This window comes from Myxococcales bacterium, assembly GCA_016706225.1.
Lineage (GTDB): Bacteria > Myxococcota_A > Polyangia > Polyangiales > Polyangiaceae > JADJKB01.
The window spans coordinates 676,101-696,311 of record JADJKB010000025.1 but is presented as its reverse complement, the minus strand read 5'-3'; the positions used below and the strand labels follow the sequence as shown (position 1 = coordinate 696,311).

The following is a 20,211-nucleotide window of genomic DNA, read 5'->3' as shown; positions in this document are numbered from 1 at the left end:
ACCCGCTCCCCGCACCCGCACCCGCACCCGCACCCGCTCCCCGCTCCCCGCTCCCCGCCCCGCTCCCCTCTCACTGCGGCTTGACCTTCACCTCCCGCAGCTCCTTCAGAAACGCCCGATACCGCCCCATGATCTTCTCTTTCTTCTCGGCGTCGTCGAGCAAGTCCTTCTTCTCCGCCGCGTCCGCCTCGAGATCGTAGAGCCCGAGCGGACGACCATCGCTCGTAATCAGCTTGAGCCCTCCGTCGATGAACGCCTGGCGATCGGCGTTGTTGGGCCCGGCGGTCATGTGGGAAAAGACGATGCGCTCCTTGGGTTCGTGGCCGGCCGGCTGCACGAGATCCAGGAGCAGCGACACTCCGCTCACGAAGTCCGAGCCCTCACCGCTCGGCATGGGTTGGCGGTAGAGCTCGAGCAGCGTCGGCACGAGGTCGATGGCGCCGCGTCGCACGTTCACCCGCCTCGGCTCGAGCCCGGGAATGTACACGACGAACGGCACCCGGATCAGCTCCTCCCACAGCTCGAATCCGTGCCGCAGCATTCCGTGCTCACCGAATGCCTCACCGTGATCACTGGTCACCACGATGGCCGTTCGCTTGGCGAAGGGGCTCTTCTCGATCGCCGCGATCACGCGGCCGACCTGCTGATCGACGTAGGCAACTTCGCTGTCGTAGAGGTCCCGCCCCTTGCCGCCGAAATCGAAGCCCTCGTGTTTCACGTACTCGGCATGGGGGTCGACGTAGTGGACCCACATGAACAGCTGCTGCTCTCGGTTCTCGGGTTTTTCCAGCTGACTGATGGCCGCATCCGAGATCTTCTCGGAGTTGTAGCTGCGGTCCCCCTCGACCTGGATGCCCTTCGCCGCAGCGGAGGTGTCGATCACGTCGAAGCCTCGCTCGAAGCCGGCGCCCGGCTGGAAGAAGTACCAGTAGCCCTGCACACTGACGGTGCGGATCCCGGCCTTCTGCAGGCGCTCAGCCAGAAAGATGTCCGACTTCTCGAAGCGGTTGAAGTGCGCCCAACCGCGGTGGGTCTCGTTCGGGTACTTGCCGATCAACGCGGGGGCCAGGCTCTTGCTGGTGTACGACGCGAGCGCGTACGCACGCTCGAACACGACAGCCTTCTTCGCCAGCGCATCGATGTTCGGCGAGACCGGCCGCGGATTGCCCGCGTAGCCGAGATCGGCGCGCAGCGTGTCGATGCTGAGCAGCACGACGTTGAGCTTCTCGGGCACCTTGCCGAGCGCCGCAGCGCGAATGTCCTTCGGGGCAGCGGGCTCGGCCTGCTCGAGCTTCACCTCTTCGGCGTCCTTGCCCGAGCAGTCCTCGTCCACACCGTTGCCGGGCACGTCCTCTCTACTCGGGTTCAGCGCCGGATCCGCGTCGTTGCAGTCGCCGCCGCCAAAGCGCGCGGAGAACCCGTCCTTGTCGGCGTCCGCGAGCTTGCGCAGGCGCCCGAGCACGAGCTTGCCGAGCGGCGCGCTTCGCTCGACCGTGAGCGCCACGCGTCGCTCCGCCAGCCCCGGACCCGACGCGCGCCACAAGAGGGCCGCGGGACCACAGGCCAGGCCCACGAGCACGACCCCCCATCCGCGAGCGAGCACTGCGGGCGCGAGGTAGGCCACGGCCGCAAACAGCGCTAGCAGCCCGGGCGCGCGCAGATCCAGCTCGTCACGCTTGAGCACGCCGAAGATTGCCAGCGTGCCTCCGGCGCCACTGGTCGTGCCACTCGCCACGGCGTAGAGGATCAACCCACCCGTCAACCCGACACCGAGCCCGAGGGCGGCGGTCGGACCGAAGGGAGCACGCGCCGCCCTCGCCCCGAGCGCTCGAGTCGCCGCGAGCACGAGCACGAACAGACCGAGCGCTGCGAGCCCGGTCGCCAACGCTCCGGCCGAGCCCGCAGGTTTCGGCGCGACCTCCGACGCCAAGAATCCAAGCCCGATGCGCGACGCCGTGACCAACCAGAGCCCACACGCGATGGGCGCGGTGAGACCCATCACGACCCGTTCGCCTCGGCCTTCGCTCGCGTCGAGCCGTTGCCGAAGTCGGCCGAGCGCTGGCGCGTGCTCCGGATGCAAGAACAGCGACGCCACGCCGACACAGACGCCAACGACCAGCGCGACGGGCCAGATGACCCCCGCGTCGGCGAGGAAGACAGCCGCAAATGGCGGCGGCTCCTGACTCGCGCGCCGCGCCCAACTTGCCTCCGCGAGGGCGCCGACCAAGCCCGCGAGCACGCCCCCGAACGCGGACGCCGCGACGCGCTGCAGTACCCTTGCAAAGCCGAGTGTCGGCTCGTCGCCGTCGGACTTCGGTTCAGCCATTGGGACCACTGTTCTTCTTCTTCTTCTTCTTCGCGAGCGGGTGCGCGCGATCGTAGACGCCGAGGAGCTGCTCCAGCGACACGTGAGTGTAACGCTGTGTGGTCGAGAGACTCGAGTGGCCGAGCATCTCCTGGATCGCACGCAGATCCGCGCCGCCCTCCAGCATGTGCGTGGCGCAGGTGTGACGGAGCGCATGGGGGTGCAGATCGGGACGCCCCGCACCGAGCGCCCCGTAGCGCTGCACGAGCAACTGAACCCGGCGCACTCCGAGGCGCGTCCCACGCCGGGTCAAGAACAGAGCAGCCGGATCCTGCGCCCCGGTCCGCTTGTGTTTGAGCGTCGGACGCTCGGCGAGGTAGCGCGCGATGGCGGCGCGCGCCTGCTGGCCCACGGGCACGATTCGCTCCTTGCGACCCTTGCCCAGCACTCGCAGCTCGTCTCCGCCCGCGGAGATGTCGTTCAGCTCCAGGCTCGCGAGCTCGCTGACCCGCAGCCCCGATCCGTAGAGCAGCTCGACCATGGCCTGATCACGGGCGCGCTCGGCGACCGTGCCGAGCTCCAGCTCCACGGGTGCGGTCATGACCTGAGCCGCAGCATCGACCGAGAGAAACGCCGGCAGCTTCTTGCGCACCTTCGGCGTCGCCACGAGGTCGGCCGGGTTCTCACTCACCTCACCCTCCCGAGCAAGGTAGCGGAAGAACGCCCTCACACTCGAGAGCTTGCGGGCGATGCTGCCCGCCGAGCGCGAGCGACTCAGCTCACCGAGCCACGCGCGCAACATCAACTTGTCGATGTCTCGTGGAGTCACGCCGCCCTTCAGCTTCGAGCGCACGAACAGCGTGAGCTGCCCGAGGTCGCTCTGGTAGGCGGTCACGGTGTGCTTCGAGGCGTGGCGTTCCCCGGCAAGGTGCTGCACGAAGCGGGCGACGCTACGCTCGAGACGGTCGGGAGAAACGCGTTCGCTCATCATGCCTTCCAGACGGCGAGCGTCCACACGAGCGCACCAAAGAGCGACAGCGCGATGCCGAGCTTGGCGCGACCGAACACCAGTTGACCGCGAGGCGTGACGCCCCAGAACCCGACCGTGGCCAGGCCCGCCGCCGCCAGCGCAAAACCCAGCGAGAGCCCGATGACCCAGGCCGCGCTCGGCGCGTCATCGCGGGCCAGCTCAGCCTTGGCCCGCTCGAGCGCGAGCCGTGGGTCGCCCGACATGTCCGGCTGCTCACCGAGCTGGGACAGCCGCGCAAGGTTGTCGTCGGCGCGGTCGAGCTCGGCGCGGTGCACGACCCACAGGTGGCGTGTCTCGAGGGCGGCGCCGCGCACCGCGCGCCAGGCCGACTCGGCGATGCGACGCTGCCCGGCGGCCTCCGCTCCCGTCGCGATGGCGATCAGCCGGTCGTAGGCCCGCTGCACGTGGGGAGCACCCGGCGCATACAGCACGGCCGCCGCGCGCGCGTGGAGCGTGGCGGTCGGAAGATCTGCGCGGTTGAAGGCGGCGTCGCTCTCGCGCATCTGGCGTTCGCCGTGGTTGATCGCCCGTTAGGTCATGGCCGTGGTTGCGAGTATTGCGAGCATCAAACCAATGGCGACGCTCTGGAGGACGCGTGCGCGGTTCATAAGAAGTCGCGCCGCTGAAAGACCAGACTGGCGCCCGCCAGGAGCCCCACCGCCCACGCCAAGGCGGACAGCGCCGCCCAGCCCAGATAGGGCCCGAGTGCGGCGTTGGCGCTCTCACCGGTGAGCAACGCCCGCGGAGGGGCGTACAGCATCAGGTTCGGGACGATGTGACTGAGAAACTCGCCCGCCGCCTGGATGGTGCGCCCGAACACGCGGTGAGGAAGCCGCGCCAACGTATCCGCCGAACGACCGACGATGAAGACCCCGAAGGTGAACACGGCCGTGAGGAAGGGCGAAGAGAACGAGGCAAACAGCGTCGCGACCGCCGCCACGATGCCGACCTCACACACCGTCAACGCCGCGGCGCCGGCGATCACCCGGCGGTCGTCCAGCGCTCCGTCGGCGAGAAACCAACCACTGACGAGCACCACGAGTGCCCAGGCAATGGGCACGTAGGTACCCAAGCGCGGCTGCTTCCAGGCGAGCAGCCCGGCGACGGCCGCGCTGCCGACCCCAGCGCCGAGAGCGAGCCCCAGCCGGCCGCCGGATAGCGCAGCGAGCGCGAGCAGCAACGCGCCGGCGTTGGCCGCGACGAACACCATCAAAGTCAGCAGTGTGCCCAGATATTTTCCGACCAGGTACTCCCAGCGCCGGATCGGTCGCGCAAGGATCGGGAAGATCGTCTTCAGCTCGAGCTCGCGATACAGGCTGGTTGCCCCGAGCACGATCGCCACCACCACGGCGTAGAGGGAGATCGAGGCCGCACCGAGATCGCTCACCACGCGCAGGGTGTCGCGCAGCGCAAACTGGCCGACCACCAAGGCGTAGGCGCCGGTCGCGATGGCTAGGCCGAACAGCCCGTGCAACACGCGCGCGCGCACCGCTTCGCGGTAGGTGTTGAGCGCAATGGCAGCGATTCGGGCCAGCATGGCGAGCCGGCTCTTCTATAACCGGAGCTGGGCCTGCATGGAAAGATCGCGGGGATCGCGCCTCACATGCCGCGGGCTTCCGCCGGGGGCTCGGCGGGTGTTGCCCGGGCCAGCGCGCGAGGCTCCAGGTAGTCCCGAATGTGGCGCGGGGTAGCCAGGATCGCCCGCTGGATGCGGTCTTCAAACAGCGTCCGCATGATTCCAGGCCCCACGTCCAGCGCCACGGCCACCGTGACCAGGGTCCGACCCTGGCCCATCGCCCGGACCTTCAGATACCCCCAGAGGTCGCGAATTCCGTGAGGGCGGCTCTCGTCGAGCCGGAATCGGAGCTCGCTCGCCCCGACGCGGCGCAGTCGCACGGTGTAGCTGGTGTCGACCAGCGCCGTGCCCTGACAGAGCTCGATGCGCGCACCCCGCGAGGTCACGTCGACGAGGCGGGCCGACTTGGTCCGCGGCAACATGTTGGGCAGCTCCCTCACGTCACCGAAGGCCGCCAGAACCTCCGCCGGTGCCGCGCGCACCAGCTGATAGGACACCCCGCCGACGTAGCGGCCCTCTCCCTTGGAGAGCGCCATGGGGCGGGAGACGGTCTGACCCCCAACGAGCGACGCGCGCTCCGCGTCGGTGAAACTCTCGGCACGAGCGCTGCGGCGAGCAATGGCGTCCACCCGACCCGGAGCCGGCCGGGGCCCGCTATCGGCCCGCGCGAGCCCGGCGTCGCCGGCCAAAACGCCGACGATTGTCAGCGCGATCTTCCACCACCCTGCCCGCATCGGCGGACAGCATACCGAATCTTCGGCTCAAGGATCGACAACGAAGACATCCAGGAACCACTGCCCGGAATTGCCTGCATAGCCGTCGACTTGGACGAAGTAGGAACCCGCGTCGAGGGTCAGGTCGAGGAAACTCTTGTCCGGGTAGTACCCCGCCGCGCAGGCCTTCGTGACCTCGGGCCCGGGGCAGCCCTCGGCCCTCCGCACCACGAGCAGCGTGCTGTAAGCACTGCCCTTCATATCCAGGACGACGCGTTTCTTCTTGGTCAGATCGAGGCGCAGCATCTGCTCGGGCGCGCCTCCTGGGCCCTGGCTCCCGAGATCACACCCGGCGTCGTAGTCGGCGTTGGCGTTGGCGGTGTTGCCTTGGAAGAATCCTCCAGCTGGCGGCACCTTCACGGCGGTCGCGCAGGTATCCGCGAACGGCACCAAGATCGGCGGCGTCTGCGGCCGCGTGAACGCGCTCAGGATCGTGGGGGCGGCGTTGGTGGTCTCGATCACGACCCGGTAGCTTCCGGCGGCGACCTTGTGGGCGCGGGCGCGAACGGGGGTCTGAGGGGACACTCCACACACGATGGTGTCCGACTTGGTCGCGCACGCCGGCTTCACCAGCGACACCCCGCCGGTGTCATTGTCCGAGATGCGGCCGACCAGCAGCACGTCACTCGCGACGGGGAGGTCGAGGGAATACACGGCGTCGATGGCGCCCGCCATGCAACCCAGACTCACGTCGTCAGTGTGCCCTGACAGCGGCACGGCGACACTCTGGTTTGCGACGAGCACAGCTCCACTCGCACACGTCTCGTCAGCGGGCTCGGCCGTCGGCGGGAACAGCTCGACCAAGAGATCCAGATCGCTGGGCACCGTGGCCGACAGGGCTACGACGTATTTGCCCGCGGGCAGCGCTCGCTCGAAGACATGCGCCTGGGTGGCGACGTTGCAGCCGAGCTCCTGTTTCTTGTCGCTGCAGTCGGGTTGCCACAGCGCGACGGCGGGTTTGCCCAGGCCATCGAGTGACGTCGCCCAGACGTGTACGTCCCGGGGCTCGGTCAGCGTGACCTCGTAGGTGAGCTCCCCGAGCGGCGCGTCGCAGACGCTGCTCAGGTCTTCCACCGCGTCGATCACGCTGGCCTTGACCGAGACCCCGGGCACGACTGGCAACGCGGTGCCGCAGGTCTCGTTCGTCGGTTGTGTGCTGGCAGGCTGATAGCTGACCTTCAAGGTGACGTTGCCGGCCTGCCCGAAGACGTAGAGCGGATGGGCGCCGGGGCTGAGGGAGCGCAACCGCACTCGCGCCATCACGCCGCCCTTTTCCAGAGAGTAGCCGGCGCCGCACGCAGTCTCGGTCCCGGCAACGCCGCACTGGGCGACACTGGCGAGAGCCAGCGTCCCCGCGCCCGCCGTCGCGATCACGTCCACGTCCATGGCTGGCCCGGGCGGCACGATGATCGCCGCGACCACGTCTCGATCCGCGGCACCCGAGGTCGCACAGCTCGCGGCATAGTCACTCGCGGCGGCGGTCAGCGACATCACGTACTGTCCGGACTTCTCGATCTTCAATGCGTCGGCGCACTTGTCGTATTTGGGTGAGACACAGCCGGCCTCGTCCACCGCCCCGTCGCAGTCGTCGTCGGCGGAGTTGCCGCAGATCTCGGACTGCTTGCCGGAGACGGCTGGATCGGTGTCGTTGCAGTCGCTGCCGCCGCAGCTCCAATCCGGGTCGCCATCGCCGTCGACGTCGCGCGCCTCGTTGATGCAACTCTTGCTCGCCTCGATGCAGGTATCGATGGTGCAGGTTGCGTTGTCGTCGCACGCGATCGCGGTACCTTCACGACAGCCGAGCTTCGGATCACACACCTCGAGCCCGTCGCAGAACACACTGTCCTGGCAGGTCGAGTCGTCGGGAGTGAAGCGACAGCGTCCGAGCGTCTGATCACAGGCGTCGAACGTGCAATCGATGCCGTCGTCGCACTGGGGGTCGTCGACGCACGGGGGCCCGAGCAGTGGATCGATCACATCGGCGCTGTCGCCCCCCCCTTCGGCGGCATCCACGTCGGCGCCGGCGTCTTCTTTGAAGGGGCTCGGCACCGAAGAGCTCCCGCAGCCGCTCACCGCCGCAAGCCCTGCACCGGCGATCACGACGGAGAGGGCGAGGGCACGCGCCACGGGACGGGGTCGCATCGGCCCCATGCTAGCGCGTCCCGCTCGGTCTGCCGCGCCCCGGCCTGCTGGCCGAGGTCGCGATAGCAACAGCGGGCGGAGCGTGGCATGATGCCGGCTCCGCTTGTCCCAGGAACGCCTCACCCGCCAAGAGCTGAGCTGGCTCTTGGCCCAAGAAGCCCGCGGCGCTGCACGCGCCCTGCGGCAGGGCGTTCAGCAGCTCACGCAGCCGCCGCCGGGGCCACCGATCGAGATCCGCACGGCGCCAGCCGTCGAGACCAACCTCGACACGCTCGACGAGGCCATCGCCCGGCTCGGTGAGTTGCAGATGGGTTCGCGCGTCGCCGCGCGCCGCGGCCGGATCGATCTGGCCGCCCTGGTCTGCGAGGTGATGCCGAACGCGCGAGTCGCGATGGAGACCGGCGCCGGCACGGAAGTGTTCGGTGAGGAGCAAGAGCTCCGGCGCATGATCCACCTGTTGGTGAGCCAGACCAACTCGAGTCCAGTGGACAGTGAGTCGGCGCGCACGGACGTCGAGATCAAGCGGGACGGCGACTGGGTCCGCATCAGCGTCGAGCTCGGCCCCGATAGCTCCGCCACCGCCGAGCTCGAGCGGCGTTGGCTCAGCCGCATGGCAACGCGCCACGGCGGGCGCCTCGAGCTCGAGGGTGGAACCGAGACGCTGCTCTTGCCGGCGGACCGCGCGACGGACGAAATGGCCGAGCTCCGCCGGGAGCTCGAGCAGGCCCAGCAGCTCGGCGAAGCCTACGCCCGCGAGCTTGCGGCAGCCTTCGCGGACACCAAGAGTCTACCCAGCGAGCCGCGCGCGGCGTCGGTGCCCCCCCCCGCCGGCAGTGATCGCCTGGAGCTCCTGGTCAGCACGTCCAGCGCCCTCACTCGTATGATGCGTGGCTGGCTCGACCAGACCCGAACCGACGTTGCCGATGCGTCGCACGCCCTGGACGCCGAGTCGGAGCTCAGCGAGCGGCTGACGCGGCGGATCTCGGGGGTGCAAGAGGTCTTCGCCGAGCTCGATCGCCTCGCCGCGTGCCCCTTGGGCGAAGCCGAGCGCGTCGTGGACTTGGCGGCGACGCTGCGCGAGCTGGCCGCTCAGGCGGATACCCGCGCGTCCCGGCACGGCGTTCAGGTCGAGGTCATCGCACCCGACGCGAGTGAGCTGTCGACGCGGGTCGAGACGTTCTCGCTGATCGCGCGCAGCTTGATCGATCACGCGATCGCAGCCACTCCGCGAGACGGCCAGGTGACCCTGCGCCTCACGGTCCACGAGAGCGCCTTCGCGCTGGCGATCGAAGACGGCGGCCCGGCAGTTCCTGCGCCGGCCCGCGATGACGTCCTCAGACGCCGCACCGATCCAACCGCATTTGGGCGCCCCGAGGGGCTCTGGTTGCTCGTGGCGGAGGTTGCGGCCCCCGTGCTCGGCGCCTCGCTCTCGCTCGGGGAAACCCCATCCGGGCGCTGCGAAGTCGTGCTGTTCATCAACTAATCCGCGCACGTCGCGCGAACACGCTTTCCAAACCCGCGGCCCGCTGGGCTATGCTCACTGGAGCATGCGTATTTTGGTCGTCGAAGATCAGGACTCGATCCGACGGATGATCGAGGCCCTGATTCAGGCGCGGGGCTATGAGGTCACCGCGGTCGCAAATGGCGCCAAAGCGATTGATGCGTTCATGACGCAGACGTTCGACCTGGTGCTCCTGGATTTGATGCTGCCGGGGCAGTACGACGGTTTCGAGGTCTGCCAGCGGTTGCGCTCCGATCCAGGCACACGCAACGTGCCCGTGGTGATCATCAGCGCGCTCGACGATCCGGACTCGCGGCGCAAAGCCGCCGACGCCGGCGCCTCCGCCTACTACACCAAACCCTTCAGCCCGATCGCGCTGCTCAAGGAAATCGAGCGCTTGAAGGCCGCGCAAACCGCGACCTGAGTCCGCGGGCCGAGCCCGGGGCTTGCGCGATCCGAAAAGGGCAGACGGCCCTTGCGGAAACGATCCGACCCGCCTGCTCAGAGCAGGTTCAGGAAACCCTTGGCGCGCTCGGAGGCCGTCTCGACGATGCCCTTGGCCTCTTGGGAAGGGATCCGCAGCTTCTCGCACAAGTCTTCCAGCAGCTTCTTCTCTTGCTCGTGCTGCTCTCCGTCGATGTACGTCAGCAACACCGCGTGCTGGAGCAGTACACGACGGTCGTCGTAGCTCAGATCAGTGAGTGGAATGTCATCCACCGTTTTTGGGGTCTTTGCGTACGTGCGCAGCTCGTGAGCCTCGCTGGTGCTCGCTCCGAACGCGTCGAGCAGCGCCTCGATGACCTCGAGCTCTTCGTCCGCGACACGCCCGTCGGCCCAAGCCACACTCACTAGGCCCTTGAGGATGGCCATGTTCTGGTCGTGCATGGGGCGAGAGGATGGCATGGCGCCCCGGCGCCCTGCAACGCCGAAGAAGGCCGGCTTTTTCCCGGCGCTCCGCCGCCTCAGCGCACCGCGACGGTGTAACGCACGAGGCTCGGGGCGTCCGCGCTCGGAGAGAGCGACTCGGCGCTGATCGGGATCCGTACCCAGCGCGCGCGGCCCGGAAGCTCCACGGTGACCTCGGCGCTCTGGCGACAACTGAGGCCTTCGAAGACGGCGTCCCGCCCCACGATCCGGCTGGGGCTGACGACACTCCCGTCGGGGCCCGTTCGGACGCGCGGGCGTCCGCGCTCCGGCACCTGACGGACCGTCAGCTCCGCCGTGCACGCCGCCCGGGGCTCCGAAGGTTCCATGATTGGAACCGCTGCAGCCGCCGCGACCGACTCGGACTCGGCACCGCGGGTCGGGATGCTGCCGAGACCGATCCCGGCGACGATCAGCGCGGCTGACACTGCGCCGGCGAGCACTCGGGCGCTGGAACCTTCGCTCGCGGCAGCCTTCGGCACCGCCCCGGCGTCGACCTCGCAGACCGCCACGGGTGGCGGTGTCTCGCTCAGCTCGACGACCTCGGGCGGTCGAGCCGTCGCGTCGACCCCGGCCAGCGTCTTCAGATCCGAGCAAAGCTCGCGGTCGCTCATGCGCCCGGCTACGCCAAAGCCGGACAGCAGCTCGTCGATGTCGCTTCGCCTCGGTGCGTAGCGCGGCGGTGCGTACTCGTGGCGGGGTGGACGCGGCGGCAGATTTTCGGGGATCGGCAGCGCGCGCGCGGGCGGCGGAGACGCGGAAGGCACAGCGAGGCTCCAGCCGACCTCCGCAGCAAGAGGCGACACCTCGGCGGCGGGCGCGGACGGCGACGGAGCCAGCGGCGCGCTCGACACCTCAGCGGCGGGCGCGGACGGCGGCGGAGTCAGCGGCGCGCTCGACACCTCAGCGGCGGGCGCGGACGGCGGCGGAGTCAGCGGCGCGCTCGCCTCGATCGCGGGCCCCTCGAGGGTCTCAGCCTCGGCGCGGCTCACCGGTGAGCGTGAGGCCGGCGGTGGATCCACCGTTTGAAGCTCGGCGGGCGCGTCGCTTGGGGACGAGTCGCTGCGAGCGAAGCCCGGCGGAGGAGTCTGCGGGCGTCCGGCGAAATCCCCGGTCAGCTCAATGACCGGCGGCATGCGCTCGGTGGCGTCGTCGGCGACCAACGTCAGCACGCCCGGAGTTGGCTCGGAGATCTCGAGAGGGCCAAGGCTCTCGGGTGCGCCAGTCACTGCCACGCCCGTGCCGAAGACCGGCGTGCGCGCCGTCGTGCCCTCGGCCGGTTGCGACGCGAACACCGCTTGCTGCTGCTTCGGTTTGACCCGCGGCTGCGGCACGGTGATCTGCTCGGCGGCGACACGCGCTTGTGTCGTCGGCGCGCCGGGACTCGCAGGCACCTCGAGATCGGGCACGAAGGGAATGGCCGCCATCGCTTCGACGGGCTCCTCGACGAAGACCGGAATTCGCGTGAGCAGCTCCTCTGCATCAGCGAGCTCGGACTGGACGGGCCACTGCACCACAGCAACGGGCAGCGCAGCACCCGAGCGCACCGGCGCCGCGGGGGGCTCACTCTGTCGAGCCAGCACCGAGGGCAGATCAACGCTCGCGGAGAGCTCGTGAGGCTCGGGCTCGGTTCGCGGCGAGGGCGCCATTGGGCTCTGGGACTCGCTCACCCTCGGCGGCTCGGCCACGGGACGCTCCGGTTTGGCGCTCGGAGGGCTCCAGGCGGGCAAACGTCCGGCGTCGCGGGCCCGCACGACATCGCGATAGAGTCGCGCCAGCGCCCGGCGCGCGGCCGCGCGATTGACCGGAACCAGCGCGACCTCGATCTCTCGAATCACCGCCTCCACCCCCGACCCGCTGGATTTATGCGCCGCGCGCAGCAGCCCCGGCGTGACCGAGCTGGCTTCGAGCAGCATCAACCCGAGCATCTCTCTGAGTACCTGCTCGGCGTGTTCATCCTCCGCGGGTGAGCCTCCGGTGATCTTCACCTGGCCTTCTTCGGACAGCCCCACGTCGCCGAAGCCCACGCTGCGAGGTGCGCCCGCCACCTGATCGGCCGTCGCCAGGATCAGATAACCCGCTACCTCTGCGGCCAATGACGCACTTCGTGCGTGTGCAGCGCCCATGATCTCGTGCAGCTTGACGGTCATGCCTCACCTCCGCGTACCAGCACGCCGTGAGCGCGAAGAAACGCCTTCGCCTCGTCGATCGTGTGGACGCCGTCGTGGAAAATCGAAGCCGCGAGCGCCGCATCGGCCCCGCCCTCTTTCAAACCCTCGAGCAAGTGCTCGAGCGTTCCAACCCCGCCGGATGCAATGACCGGCACGGACACCACGTCCGCCACCGCCCGTAGCAACTCGATGTCGTAACCTTGCCGCGTGCCGTCGCGGTCCATGCTCGTGAGCAAGATCTCCCCCGCCCCCAGCTCGACTGAACGCTCGGCCCACTCGAGTGCATCGAGGCCCGTCGCGCGGCGCCCGCCGTGGGTGTAGACCTCGAAGCCGCCCGCGGCCCGGCGTTTGGCGTCGATCGCAATCACGACGGCCTGCGAACCCCAAGCGGATGCTATTTCGGCAACCAGCTCGGGACGCTCGACCGCAGCGGTGTTCACGCTGACCTTGTCCGCGCCGGCGTGCAGCAGATCCCGTACGTCTTCGCCGACGCGCACTCCGCCACCCACTGTCAGCGGTGCGAACACGACGTCTGCCGTGCGCTCGATGACCGAGAGCAGCGCACTTCTTCGCTCGTGCGAAGCGGTGATGTCGAGGAACGTGATCTCGTCCGCCCCCGCAGCGTCGTACCGTCGCGCGCACTCGACCGGGTCCCCGGCGTCGCGAATGCCCACGAAGTTGACGCCCTTCACCACCCGACCGTCACGGACGTCGAGGCAGGGAATGATGCGCTTGGCCAACATGGGATCTGATGCCCCATAGCGGACCGGCGGATTTCTGGACAAATGCCTTGCGACTCGGCCGCCCCGCCCCCCCGGCAGGCGCTGGCGCCGCGCGGGCCGCGCTGGACGCGGTCCCCGGAGCTCGGCCGCGCCAGGCAATCCGGGAAATCGGGCCTCCCGCGGCCCCCCGCGGGCCCGCGCGTCGGTTATAGTCCGAAGCCAATGGCCGCGTGTCTGCGCTGCGGTGCAGTGTCGGAAGAGGGCGCCGCCGCCTGCCCCACTTGCGGGGCTCCAAACCCCGACAACCGCGAGACGGCTGCGCTCGGGAGCGCGGGGGAGCGCCCGCTGGCGACCGGGACACTGGTGCTGGGCAGCGGCATCCCGCTCGATGGTCCCCTTCCCGTGGCCGCGCGTTCGGCTCCCAGCCGTGACGTGGCCGAGCCCATCCCCGCTCCGCGCGAGAGCCAACGCCCACCCCGGGCCGCCGTGGAGCCGCGCCCGCGCCGACGCCCTCGGCGCGATCCCGCCGAAGTGGCGGCTGAGCTCGACGAGGCCGGCAAGGAGCTGCGCAAGCGACTGCGGCCCCGCCTCGACTCGACGAGCGCGTCCGGGGCGATCGCTGCCGACGGCACAGCCCGTCCAATCTGGCGTCGCACACCCGTGCTGCTCTCCGCCTTCGCCCTCGCGCTGCTCGCGGCGGGCAGCGTGGCGCTGCTCGTGAAACGCCAGCCCACGCTCTCCGGTGAGCCGCGCTTCGACGCTGGTGGGCAGCCCGAGCTCCAGATCGCGTGTCCCAAATGCGCGGACGGTACCCAGCTGGAGCTCGGCGCCAACAGCGCGATCGTCAAGGCTGGGCGGGCCGTCCTCAGGCTCACGCCGCCCCTACCCCTCGGGCGCAACCGCGCCGCGGTCACCGTTCACGCGCCGGGGCAGACCAGCTCGCGCCAGGAAGAGGTCGAGTACGAGGTCGACTTCGTGGTCAGTGCCGATCAGGCGGGGCTGTCGCATCCCGAGCCCACCCTCGCCCTCGTGGCAGACGCAAGACCCGACGTCTCTCTGATCGTGGACGGTCGTGTCGTTCCCAAGAATGAGAGCGGCATTCGACGCTACGAGATCCCCGTACGCGCTCAGCTCACGGGTCCGGCCAAGGGCACACAGCGCCTGGTGCGAACGATCCCCTACGTCGTGCAGCGCGCCAACGGGGTCAGCCAGCGAGGTGAGCTCGAGTTCCGCGTCGACATCGTCCCGCTGAGCGTCGACGCGCCCGGCGAGAGCATCGTGATCGAGACGTCCAGCTTCGTGCTCGCCGGCGTGACGGAGCGCGACGGCATGGTCACGGTCGAGGGTCGCCCGATCACGGTCGATCCTCAAGGGCGTTTTGCCCAGCTCATGAGTGTGTCTGCGGTCGGCGACACCACCATCAGCGTACGCGCGACAGCCCCGGGACGCGCACCGCGCTTCTTCCCGATCCGAGTCCACCGGGTCGCAAGCCTCACGACCGAGGCCGTCGAGTTCGAACGCCGCGCGCAGACCTCGTTCGCCGCGATCGCGGGCGATCTGGAGCAGAAGCGTGGCTGGGCGGTCGCACTCGAGGGCAAGCTGACCGAGGTGAAGTCCGACGGCTACCGGAGCTCTCTGCTCCTGGAGGTCACCCGCGGCTGTACCGCGCCGCCGTGTCTTGCGCGCCTGGAGTACGGCGCGCGGGTGAGCTTCGCCGTGGGCGCCGAGCTCACCGCATACGGCTATTTGACCGGAAAATCCCCGGAGTCGAGCAGCGGGCGCGAGCTGCCCCAAGTCCGAGTAGAGTTCTTGCGAGGCCGACCGTGAGCGAGGGCGAGAGCAAGGCGAACGTGGGAGCCCCGTCGGTGAGCGAGATCCGTTGCCCGTCGTGCGAGCACGGCAACACGGCTGAAGCCCGCTACTGCTCCGCGTGTGGCGTTCGCCTGGGCACGGCCAGCCTCGACGAGCTGGAAGGTCCCGCGTCGAAGCGCGCGACGGGCTTCGGCACACTGAGTGAAGTGCGGGAGACCCACTCGACCGAGCTGCCCATCGCCGACCCCTTGATCGGCACCACGGTGGCAGGACGTTATCGCATCATCGAGCTGCTCGGTCGCGGCGGCATGGGTGTCGTGTACCGCGTCGAGCATGCCCGCATCGGCAAACTCATGGCGCTGAAGCTCCTGACCGGAGAGCTCGGCCGCGACGAGGAGATCGTCGCGCGTTTCAAGCGGGAAGCGCTGATGGTCAGCAAGCTCAGCCATCCAAACACCGTGCAAGTCTTCGACTTCGGTGTCTCGGACGGGCTCACCTACCTGGCCATGGAGTACCTGCGCGGCGACGACCTCGGTCACCTCGTGCGCAAACACGGCCCCCTCGACCCGGACCGTTGCGCCAAGATCATCATCCAGGTCTGCAGCTCGCTCGGGGAAGCGCATGGCCTCGGCATCGTGCATCGCGACCTGAAGCCCGAGAACATCTTCATCTTGAGCGGCCACTCCGAGAGCGACGTGGTGAAGGTGCTCGACTTTGGCCTGGCCAAGCTGCGCGAATCGCCAGAGCTCGGCGAGGTCACCTCACGCGGGGCCATCGTCGGAACGCCGTACTACATGTCGCCCGAGCAGATCCGTGGCGAGGCCGCCGACCCACGCAGCGACGTGTACGCCATTGGTGCGTTGATGCACGCTGTGCTCACCGGCCAGCCGGTGTTCGATGCGCCGCGCCCGATGGGCGTGCTCACCAAACACCTGACGGACCTGCCTGCGTCTCCCAGCTCGCGCTTTCCAGAGCTGGCGATCCCGAGGGGCATCAGCGGGGTCATCATGCGCGCGCTCGAGAAGGACCCAGCCCGACGCTTCCAATCGGTTCAGGAGCTGCAGTTCGCGCTGATCAGCGAGCTGCGCGGGGCCGGTGCTACGAGCAGCGTCGAGATCTTGCTGGACTCGGGCCAGATGCACGCCCTCACCCGCAGCGCCGACGACGCCGTCACGCGCGGTGAGGTCGAGCGGTACGAGAAGAAGCTACGCCGCCGCGGTCTGTACGTGTGGGCCGTGTTGGCGCTGTTCATGCTCGTGACCGGCGTCGTGGTGTGGCAGGTAATGAAACACACCGGCGAGCGTGAGGCCTTCGACGGCCGCGAGCGCGAGCCAAACAACGTAGCCAGCGAGGCCACCCCGCTGCCGTTCGGCGAGCTGATCCGAGGCCAGATCGGCCGCCGGATGGATCCCGAGCGCAGTGATCGAGACTTCTACCGTGTGCAGGTCCCCCAAGGCACCCGTTCGATCAGCATCAAGACCACCAGCCTGCCCAACATGGCGCTCTGCACCTATCTGTACCGGGTGGGGATCGAGTCACCACTCGGCCGCTACTGCACCGGTGGCGCCGCGCGACCGCTCAACGTGCTGGCCCTCGAGTCCGAGCCCGGAGAGTACTTGCTCGCCGTGATGCAGGACCGTGACTCGTACGCGGCTGCCAACGAACAGGGGCCGGTGCTCGAGAACGTCTCCGACAACTACGAGCTCAGCATCTCGTCGGCAGAACTGACGTCCGGCAGCGAGAGTGAGCCCAACGACACGCCGCGCGACGGCGCGCGCGTCGCACTCGGCGGCGAATTCCGCGGCCGCCTGGCCTGGGTTCGCGACGTCGACTACGTGTGCGCCGAACCCGGCAGCGGCAGCGCCCGGTTCATCGTGGAAGACTCGCCGAATCTCGCGCGGCCCCGCCACTCGGTGCTGCAGGTCACGCCTGCGGGGGGCCCCGCTGACGGGATCCCGATCCGCCTGCACCGCAAGGGCACCGCTCTCCCACCGGAGTCGAAACACGACGTCGCCGGCGCCTGGCAGAGCCCCGCGGCGCCGCGCGGGGTTGGGGATGCTTGTGTCAAACTGGAGCTCGTTCCAAACCCGCACGCTCCGCTACCTCACCCCGTGATCGCTCCAGCCAGCGACGAGGAGTACACCGTCCGTGTCGAAGCCGCGCCCTGAGAAAAGCCGAGTGGCGTTGCTCTTTGCAGCGCTCGTGGCGCTCGGTCCGAGCGCCCACGCCGAACGCGTCGACCCCACCGTCCCGCTGCGCCGCGTGGTGGGTGCGCCGGCGGGTGCACAGCCGGCCTATCGGGTCGACTCCGCGCGCACCGGCCGCGCGAAGCAGCCGCTACCCTCCACGCCGCGCGTGCTGTGGCGCGCGCGCGTCACGGGCGGGCTCGAGCTCCCGCTGGCGGTCGACGCGAGCGGTCACTGCATCGCGGCGAGCCCGATGTCGCAGCTGGTCGAGCTGAACGAAAAGGGCAAGCTCGCCTGGACACTCAAGACCGGAAGCTCGCCGCCCGTGCTCGGCCCGGTCATCACGACCGACGGCACCCGTGTCGTGGTCACGTCCACCGCCGAGATCTGGGGCGCCGCGCCGAACGGCGCGCTTCGCATCCACCGCTCGCTGCCGGTCGCAAACGTGCGCGGCGGTGTGCCCCCGCTTCCGACTCGCGATGGCGGCATCGTGTTCGCGGTGACGGGTGCACTCTTTTACGTGGACGCAAGCGGCGAGGTCCAGGCGCGCGCCAAGCTGGACGACGCGCCGGCCGGCTTGCTCGAGAACGCCGCGCGCACGCTGGTGGTGACGGAGCGCGGCGACGTATTCGAGTGGAAGCCTCCCGCCGAACCGACCAAGCTCGGAAGTTTTGGCGGGCGCCTCGACGAGGGCGCAGCCCTCTCGAGCCCCAATCACCTAGCGGCCGTCGTCGACCACCAGCGACTCGTGGACTTCAACCTCACGACCAAGACACGCCACATCCGGCTGGACTCCAGCGATCTGCTCCAGGGTCCGCCCGCCATCCTCGTGAGCGGCGAGACGCGCGTGGCGTCGTTCTCGGGTCTGCTCTTGGGCCACGATCGCACCGGCATCGAGACCTCGCGAGCGCAGCTCGAACCAACGACGGGCGGTGCACTTCCGAGCACACCGGGACTCTCACTGCCGCCCCCGCTGCTGGTCGACGCCGAAGGCCGAGTGGCGTTCGTCCGGCCCGGCCTCGACGCCGGCGTCGTGCTCGCGAGCGGCGAGACCCGCAGCGCTGCCGGCGCTGCGTGTGGGGATCCGTTGGCCCTGGTCCCGGCAGGAAAACAGCGCATGGCGCTGGCCTGCCGCTCCGGGCTGATCCTGCTGCTCGGTCAGTGATAGAGGGCGGAAAAGAGCACCGAGAAGGCCCAGCTCGTCGCCTTCTCTTCGACCTTGGTCGAGCCCACGTCCAGCTCGCGTTTGCCGATCGCACCCAGAAACCGTGCGTACCCGCCCAGCGACCAGTTCGGTGAGATCCAGGCGTCGTAACCCGTGAGCACGAGCACCCCGCCACCCTTGAACGGTTCTTCGTCGAAGTCCGCTTTGTCGTCCGGCTTGACCTCCAAGCTCGTGAGGCCAATCGCTCCGCCCACGTGGAAGCCGCCGCTTGGGTCGAAGAACCCGTCGACAAACGGTCCGATCAGGCTGAGCGACGCGCTGCCGTCGAGGTCTTGCGACTTTCCGCCGGACTCGACCCGCGGTTTGTCGCCGCCTTCCACGAACACTCCACCACCGATCACCAGACCGGGGGTTGGAGTGCCACCCATCAACAGATCGAGACAAGCCCCTCCGCCCGCAAGGCGGACGTCAGCGACACTCGAGCGCTCCGACTCGACGCGCGACGACGCATAACCCCCGCCCAAGGACATGCGCAGGTAGAACGTGTCGTGCAAGTGGTAGCCCGGTTCGTCCTCTTCGCGCTTGGGCACCGGGGGCGCGGCCACCACGTACATGCCGGTTGGCGGCGGAGCATTCACGTAGGCCGGAGCCACGTACCCGGGCGGTGGCTGTGCGGGGTAAGCGGGTGCAGGGGCGACGGGAGCCGCGCCCGTGGCGGGTGCCGGCGCGGCCGCAGCAGGAGGCGGCGGAGGCGGCGGAGGTGGCGCGTCGGGTGCAGGAGCCGGAGCGGGAGCCGGTGCAGGCCCCGGCGGCGCACCCTGCGCGCTCGCGCGAGAGACGACGCACACTGCGCACAAGACCCCCAGAGCGCCCAAGGCGCGCCCAGAACTTCGCTTCCCGCACCAACCGCGAGTCTGCATGCGGAAACGAGAGCGCGCCTCGAGGCGCGGCGTCAAGGCTTCGACGGCAACGGACGGCCAAAACGCGTCGTTTCGCGGAGCACGCGCAGGGCGGCGTTGGCTCGAGAGAGAATTTCTGCGCGCGGCGCCCCCGCCTTCAACGAGCGTGGTTTGTTCGACACCGCCGCCCGAAGCGCGGCGTCGTCAATCAGGGTGCGGGTACCGTCGGCATCGAACGAGGTCACGAACAGACACGGACGGTGCTCCATCTTCGGCGCGACGACCTGGTAGTGGCACCAACCCCGCTCGTCGACTTCGGTGCTCACCGCCCCCACATCGGCCGCGGTGACGACGATGGGCCCCGTGCACTGAATGAGTGACACCACCGTCAACGTACAATCAGAGGTCGGTGGTTTGGCCCACACGGAGACCTCGACGTCGGCCTCGCCGGGCCCCGCTGCGAGGGCAATCAACGACGAGCCCGGGGTCAGCACTCCGCAGGTCACGCCGGAACGGCAGAGCCCCCCCGTCTCGCGCGCAAGTGGGGCTTCCCCCGAGCCTGCCACTCTGCGCCAGCCGTACTGGCCGGACGAGCTGCTCAGCTCGAAGTCACCGTCCACGAGCAGGTTGAGCGGCTCCGCGTGCCCGAATGGGTTGCGCTGCTCTACCACGCGCACCGGCAGGCCAGCCTCGGCTGCGGCGTCGGAGGCCGCGTCACCGTCTGGACCCGCATCAGCGCTGCCGGTCGCAACCCCGACGGCTTCGTCGGCGCCGCAGCCGGCGCTCGTGCTCAGGGCCAGCAGCACTAGAGCGCCGAACAGGTTGAACGTCGTTTGTTTTCCGGGACTTGCAAGGTGTTCGGCGCTCGCGCGCGGAGCGCGCACGGCCGAAGGCCGGGGGTTTGGGGCGCAGCCCCAACGTAAAGGTCCTAGAACACGAGCAGCGCAAGCTGATCGGTGTTCTAGCGCCGTCCGCGCCATGGCACGGCGAACGCATCTTCTAGCC

16 protein-coding genes are annotated in these 20,211 nt (G+C 69.2%); 5 read left to right on the top strand and 11 right to left on the bottom strand.

Translation table 11 applies throughout. The features are described from left to right. Window positions 1-70 precede the first annotated feature (70 nt). The 6 genes from IPI67_41565 to IPI67_41540 all read right to left on the bottom strand — a co-directional run bounded on the left by IPI67_41565 (window position 71) and on the right by IPI67_41540 (window position 7,835). Window positions 71-2,326 (bottom strand): sulfatase-like hydrolase/transferase, encoded by a 2,256-nt coding sequence (locus IPI67_41565; GenBank protein MBK7586663.1) that lies wholly within the window; start codon window positions 2,324-2,326, stop codon window positions 71-73. Next, window positions 2,319-3,296, bottom strand: a complete 978-nt coding sequence (locus IPI67_41560; protein MBK7586662.1) for a tyrosine recombinase XerC — start codon at window positions 3,294-3,296, stop codon at window positions 2,319-2,321. The genes IPI67_41565 and IPI67_41560 overlap by 8 nt, the downstream gene beginning before the upstream one ends. Further along, window positions 3,293-3,838: a hypothetical protein gene (locus tag IPI67_41555; protein ID MBK7586661.1), complete on the bottom strand. Its 546-nt coding sequence runs from the start codon at window positions 3,836-3,838 to the stop codon at window positions 3,293-3,295. Before IPI67_41555 ends, IPI67_41560 begins: the two co-directional genes overlap by 4 nt. Window positions 3,839-3,939: 101 nt before the next feature. Beyond that, window positions 3,940-4,872 (bottom strand): ABC transporter permease subunit, encoded by a 933-nt coding sequence (locus IPI67_41550; GenBank protein MBK7586660.1) that lies wholly within the window; start codon window positions 4,870-4,872, stop codon window positions 3,940-3,942. A gap of 62 nt (window positions 4,873-4,934) precedes the next feature. After that, window positions 4,935-5,645 (bottom strand): SRPBCC family protein, encoded by a 711-nt coding sequence (locus IPI67_41545; protein MBK7586659.1) that lies wholly within the window; start codon window positions 5,643-5,645, stop codon window positions 4,935-4,937. A gap of 27 nt (window positions 5,646-5,672) precedes the next feature. Beyond that, complete coding sequence (locus tag IPI67_41540) at window positions 5,673-7,835, bottom strand: putative metal-binding motif-containing protein (protein ID MBK7586658.1); 2,163 nt, start codon at window positions 7,833-7,835, stop codon at window positions 5,673-5,675. 94 nt (window positions 7,836-7,929) lie between these two features. On the opposite strand from IPI67_41540, the gene IPI67_41535 reads away from it, so the two are divergent. Continuing rightward, on the top strand, window positions 7,930-9,309 hold the full coding sequence (locus tag IPI67_41535; protein MBK7586657.1) for a sensor histidine kinase: 1,380 nt from the start codon (window positions 7,930-7,932) through the stop codon (window positions 9,307-9,309). Between the two features lie 64 nt (window positions 9,310-9,373). Continuing rightward, entirely contained in the window at window positions 9,374-9,751 is a 378-nt protein-coding gene (locus IPI67_41530) for a response regulator (GenBank protein MBK7586656.1), read from the top strand. A gap of 77 nt (window positions 9,752-9,828) precedes the next feature. On the opposite strand, the gene IPI67_41525 is transcribed toward IPI67_41530, so the two are convergent. From IPI67_41525 to hisF, 3 genes are all read right to left on the bottom strand, one after another. Continuing rightward, a complete protein-coding gene (locus IPI67_41525) occupies window positions 9,829-10,212 on the bottom strand; it encodes a TerB family tellurite resistance protein (protein MBK7586655.1) in 384 nt (127 codons plus the stop codon). A gap of 77 nt (window positions 10,213-10,289) precedes the next feature. Continuing rightward, entirely contained in the window at window positions 10,290-12,401 is a 2,112-nt protein-coding gene (locus IPI67_41520) for a hypothetical protein (protein MBK7586654.1), read from the bottom strand. Then, window positions 12,398-13,165 carry an imidazole glycerol phosphate synthase subunit HisF gene (gene hisF / locus IPI67_41515; GenBank protein MBK7586653.1) on the bottom strand — a complete coding sequence of 256 codons (768 nt, stop codon included), beginning with the start codon at window positions 13,163-13,165 and terminating at the stop codon, window positions 12,398-12,400. Before hisF ends, IPI67_41520 begins: the two co-directional genes overlap by 4 nt. A 201-nt stretch (window positions 13,166-13,366) precedes the next feature. Between hisF and IPI67_41510 the strand changes: the two genes are divergently transcribed. The 3 genes from IPI67_41510 to IPI67_41500 are packed head-to-tail and all read left to right on the top strand — an operon-like array spanning window position 13,367 to window position 18,307. After that, complete coding sequence (locus IPI67_41510) at window positions 13,367-14,971, top strand: zinc ribbon domain-containing protein (GenBank protein ID MBK7586652.1); 1,605 nt, start codon at window positions 13,367-13,369, stop codon at window positions 14,969-14,971. Next, entirely contained in the window at window positions 14,968-17,124 is a 2,157-nt protein-coding gene (locus tag IPI67_41505; protein MBK7586651.1) for a protein kinase, read from the top strand. The genes IPI67_41510 and IPI67_41505 overlap by 4 nt, the downstream gene beginning before the upstream one ends. Before the next feature lie 10 nt (window positions 17,125-17,134). After that, entirely contained in the window at window positions 17,135-18,307 is a 1,173-nt protein-coding gene (locus IPI67_41500) for a hypothetical protein (GenBank protein MBK7586650.1), read from the top strand. Here the strand turns inward: IPI67_41500 and IPI67_41495 are convergent. Together IPI67_41495 and IPI67_41490 are read right to left on the bottom strand one after the other, a co-directional pair. Continuing rightward, the gene (locus IPI67_41495) at window positions 18,301-19,155 is read right to left on the bottom strand and encodes a hypothetical protein (protein ID MBK7586649.1); all 855 of its coding nucleotides are present in this window, start codon (window positions 19,153-19,155) and stop codon (window positions 18,301-18,303) included. The genes IPI67_41500 and IPI67_41495 overlap by 7 nt on opposite strands. A 104-nt stretch (window positions 19,156-19,259) precedes the next feature. Then, window positions 19,260-20,090: a hypothetical protein gene (locus IPI67_41490; protein MBK7586648.1), complete on the bottom strand. Its 831-nt coding sequence runs from the start codon at window positions 20,088-20,090 to the stop codon at window positions 19,260-19,262. Between the last annotated feature and the right edge of the window lie 121 nt (window positions 20,091-20,211).

What these genes read in the sequence shown, in the direction of transcription:
- IPI67_41565 (MBK7586663.1), bottom strand. Translation starts at nt 2,326, where the DNA reads ATGGCTGAACCGAAGTCCGACGGCGACGAGCCGACACTCGGCTTTGCA.
- IPI67_41560 (MBK7586662.1), bottom strand. Translation starts at nt 3,296, where the DNA reads ATGATGAGCGAACGCGTTTCTCCCGACCGTCTCGAGCGTAGCGTCGCC.
- IPI67_41555 (MBK7586661.1), bottom strand. Translation starts at nt 3,838, where the DNA reads ATGCGCGAGAGCGACGCCGCCTTCAACCGCGCAGATCTTCCGACCGCC.
- IPI67_41550 (MBK7586660.1), bottom strand. Translation starts at nt 4,872, where the DNA reads ATGCTGGCCCGAATCGCTGCCATTGCGCTCAACACCTACCGCGAAGCG.
- IPI67_41545 (MBK7586659.1), bottom strand. Translation starts at nt 5,645, where the DNA reads ATGCGGGCAGGGTGGTGGAAGATCGCGCTGACAATCGTCGGCGTTTTG.
- IPI67_41540 (MBK7586658.1), bottom strand. Translation starts at nt 7,835, where the DNA reads ATGGGGCCGATGCGACCCCGTCCCGTGGCGCGTGCCCTCGCCCTCTCC.
- IPI67_41530 (MBK7586656.1), top strand. Translation starts at nt 9,374, where the DNA reads ATGCGTATTTTGGTCGTCGAAGATCAGGACTCGATCCGACGGATGATC.
- IPI67_41525 (MBK7586655.1), bottom strand. Translation starts at nt 10,212, where the DNA reads ATGCACGACCAGAACATGGCCATCCTCAAGGGCCTAGTGAGTGTGGCT.
- IPI67_41520 (MBK7586654.1), bottom strand. Translation starts at nt 12,401, where the DNA reads ATGACCGTCAAGCTGCACGAGATCATGGGCGCTGCACACGCACGAAGT.
- hisF (MBK7586653.1), bottom strand. Translation starts at nt 13,165, where the DNA reads ATGTTGGCCAAGCGCATCATTCCCTGCCTCGACGTCCGTGACGGTCGG.
- IPI67_41510 (MBK7586652.1), top strand. Translation starts at nt 13,367, where the DNA reads ATGGCCGCGTGTCTGCGCTGCGGTGCAGTGTCGGAAGAGGGCGCCGCC.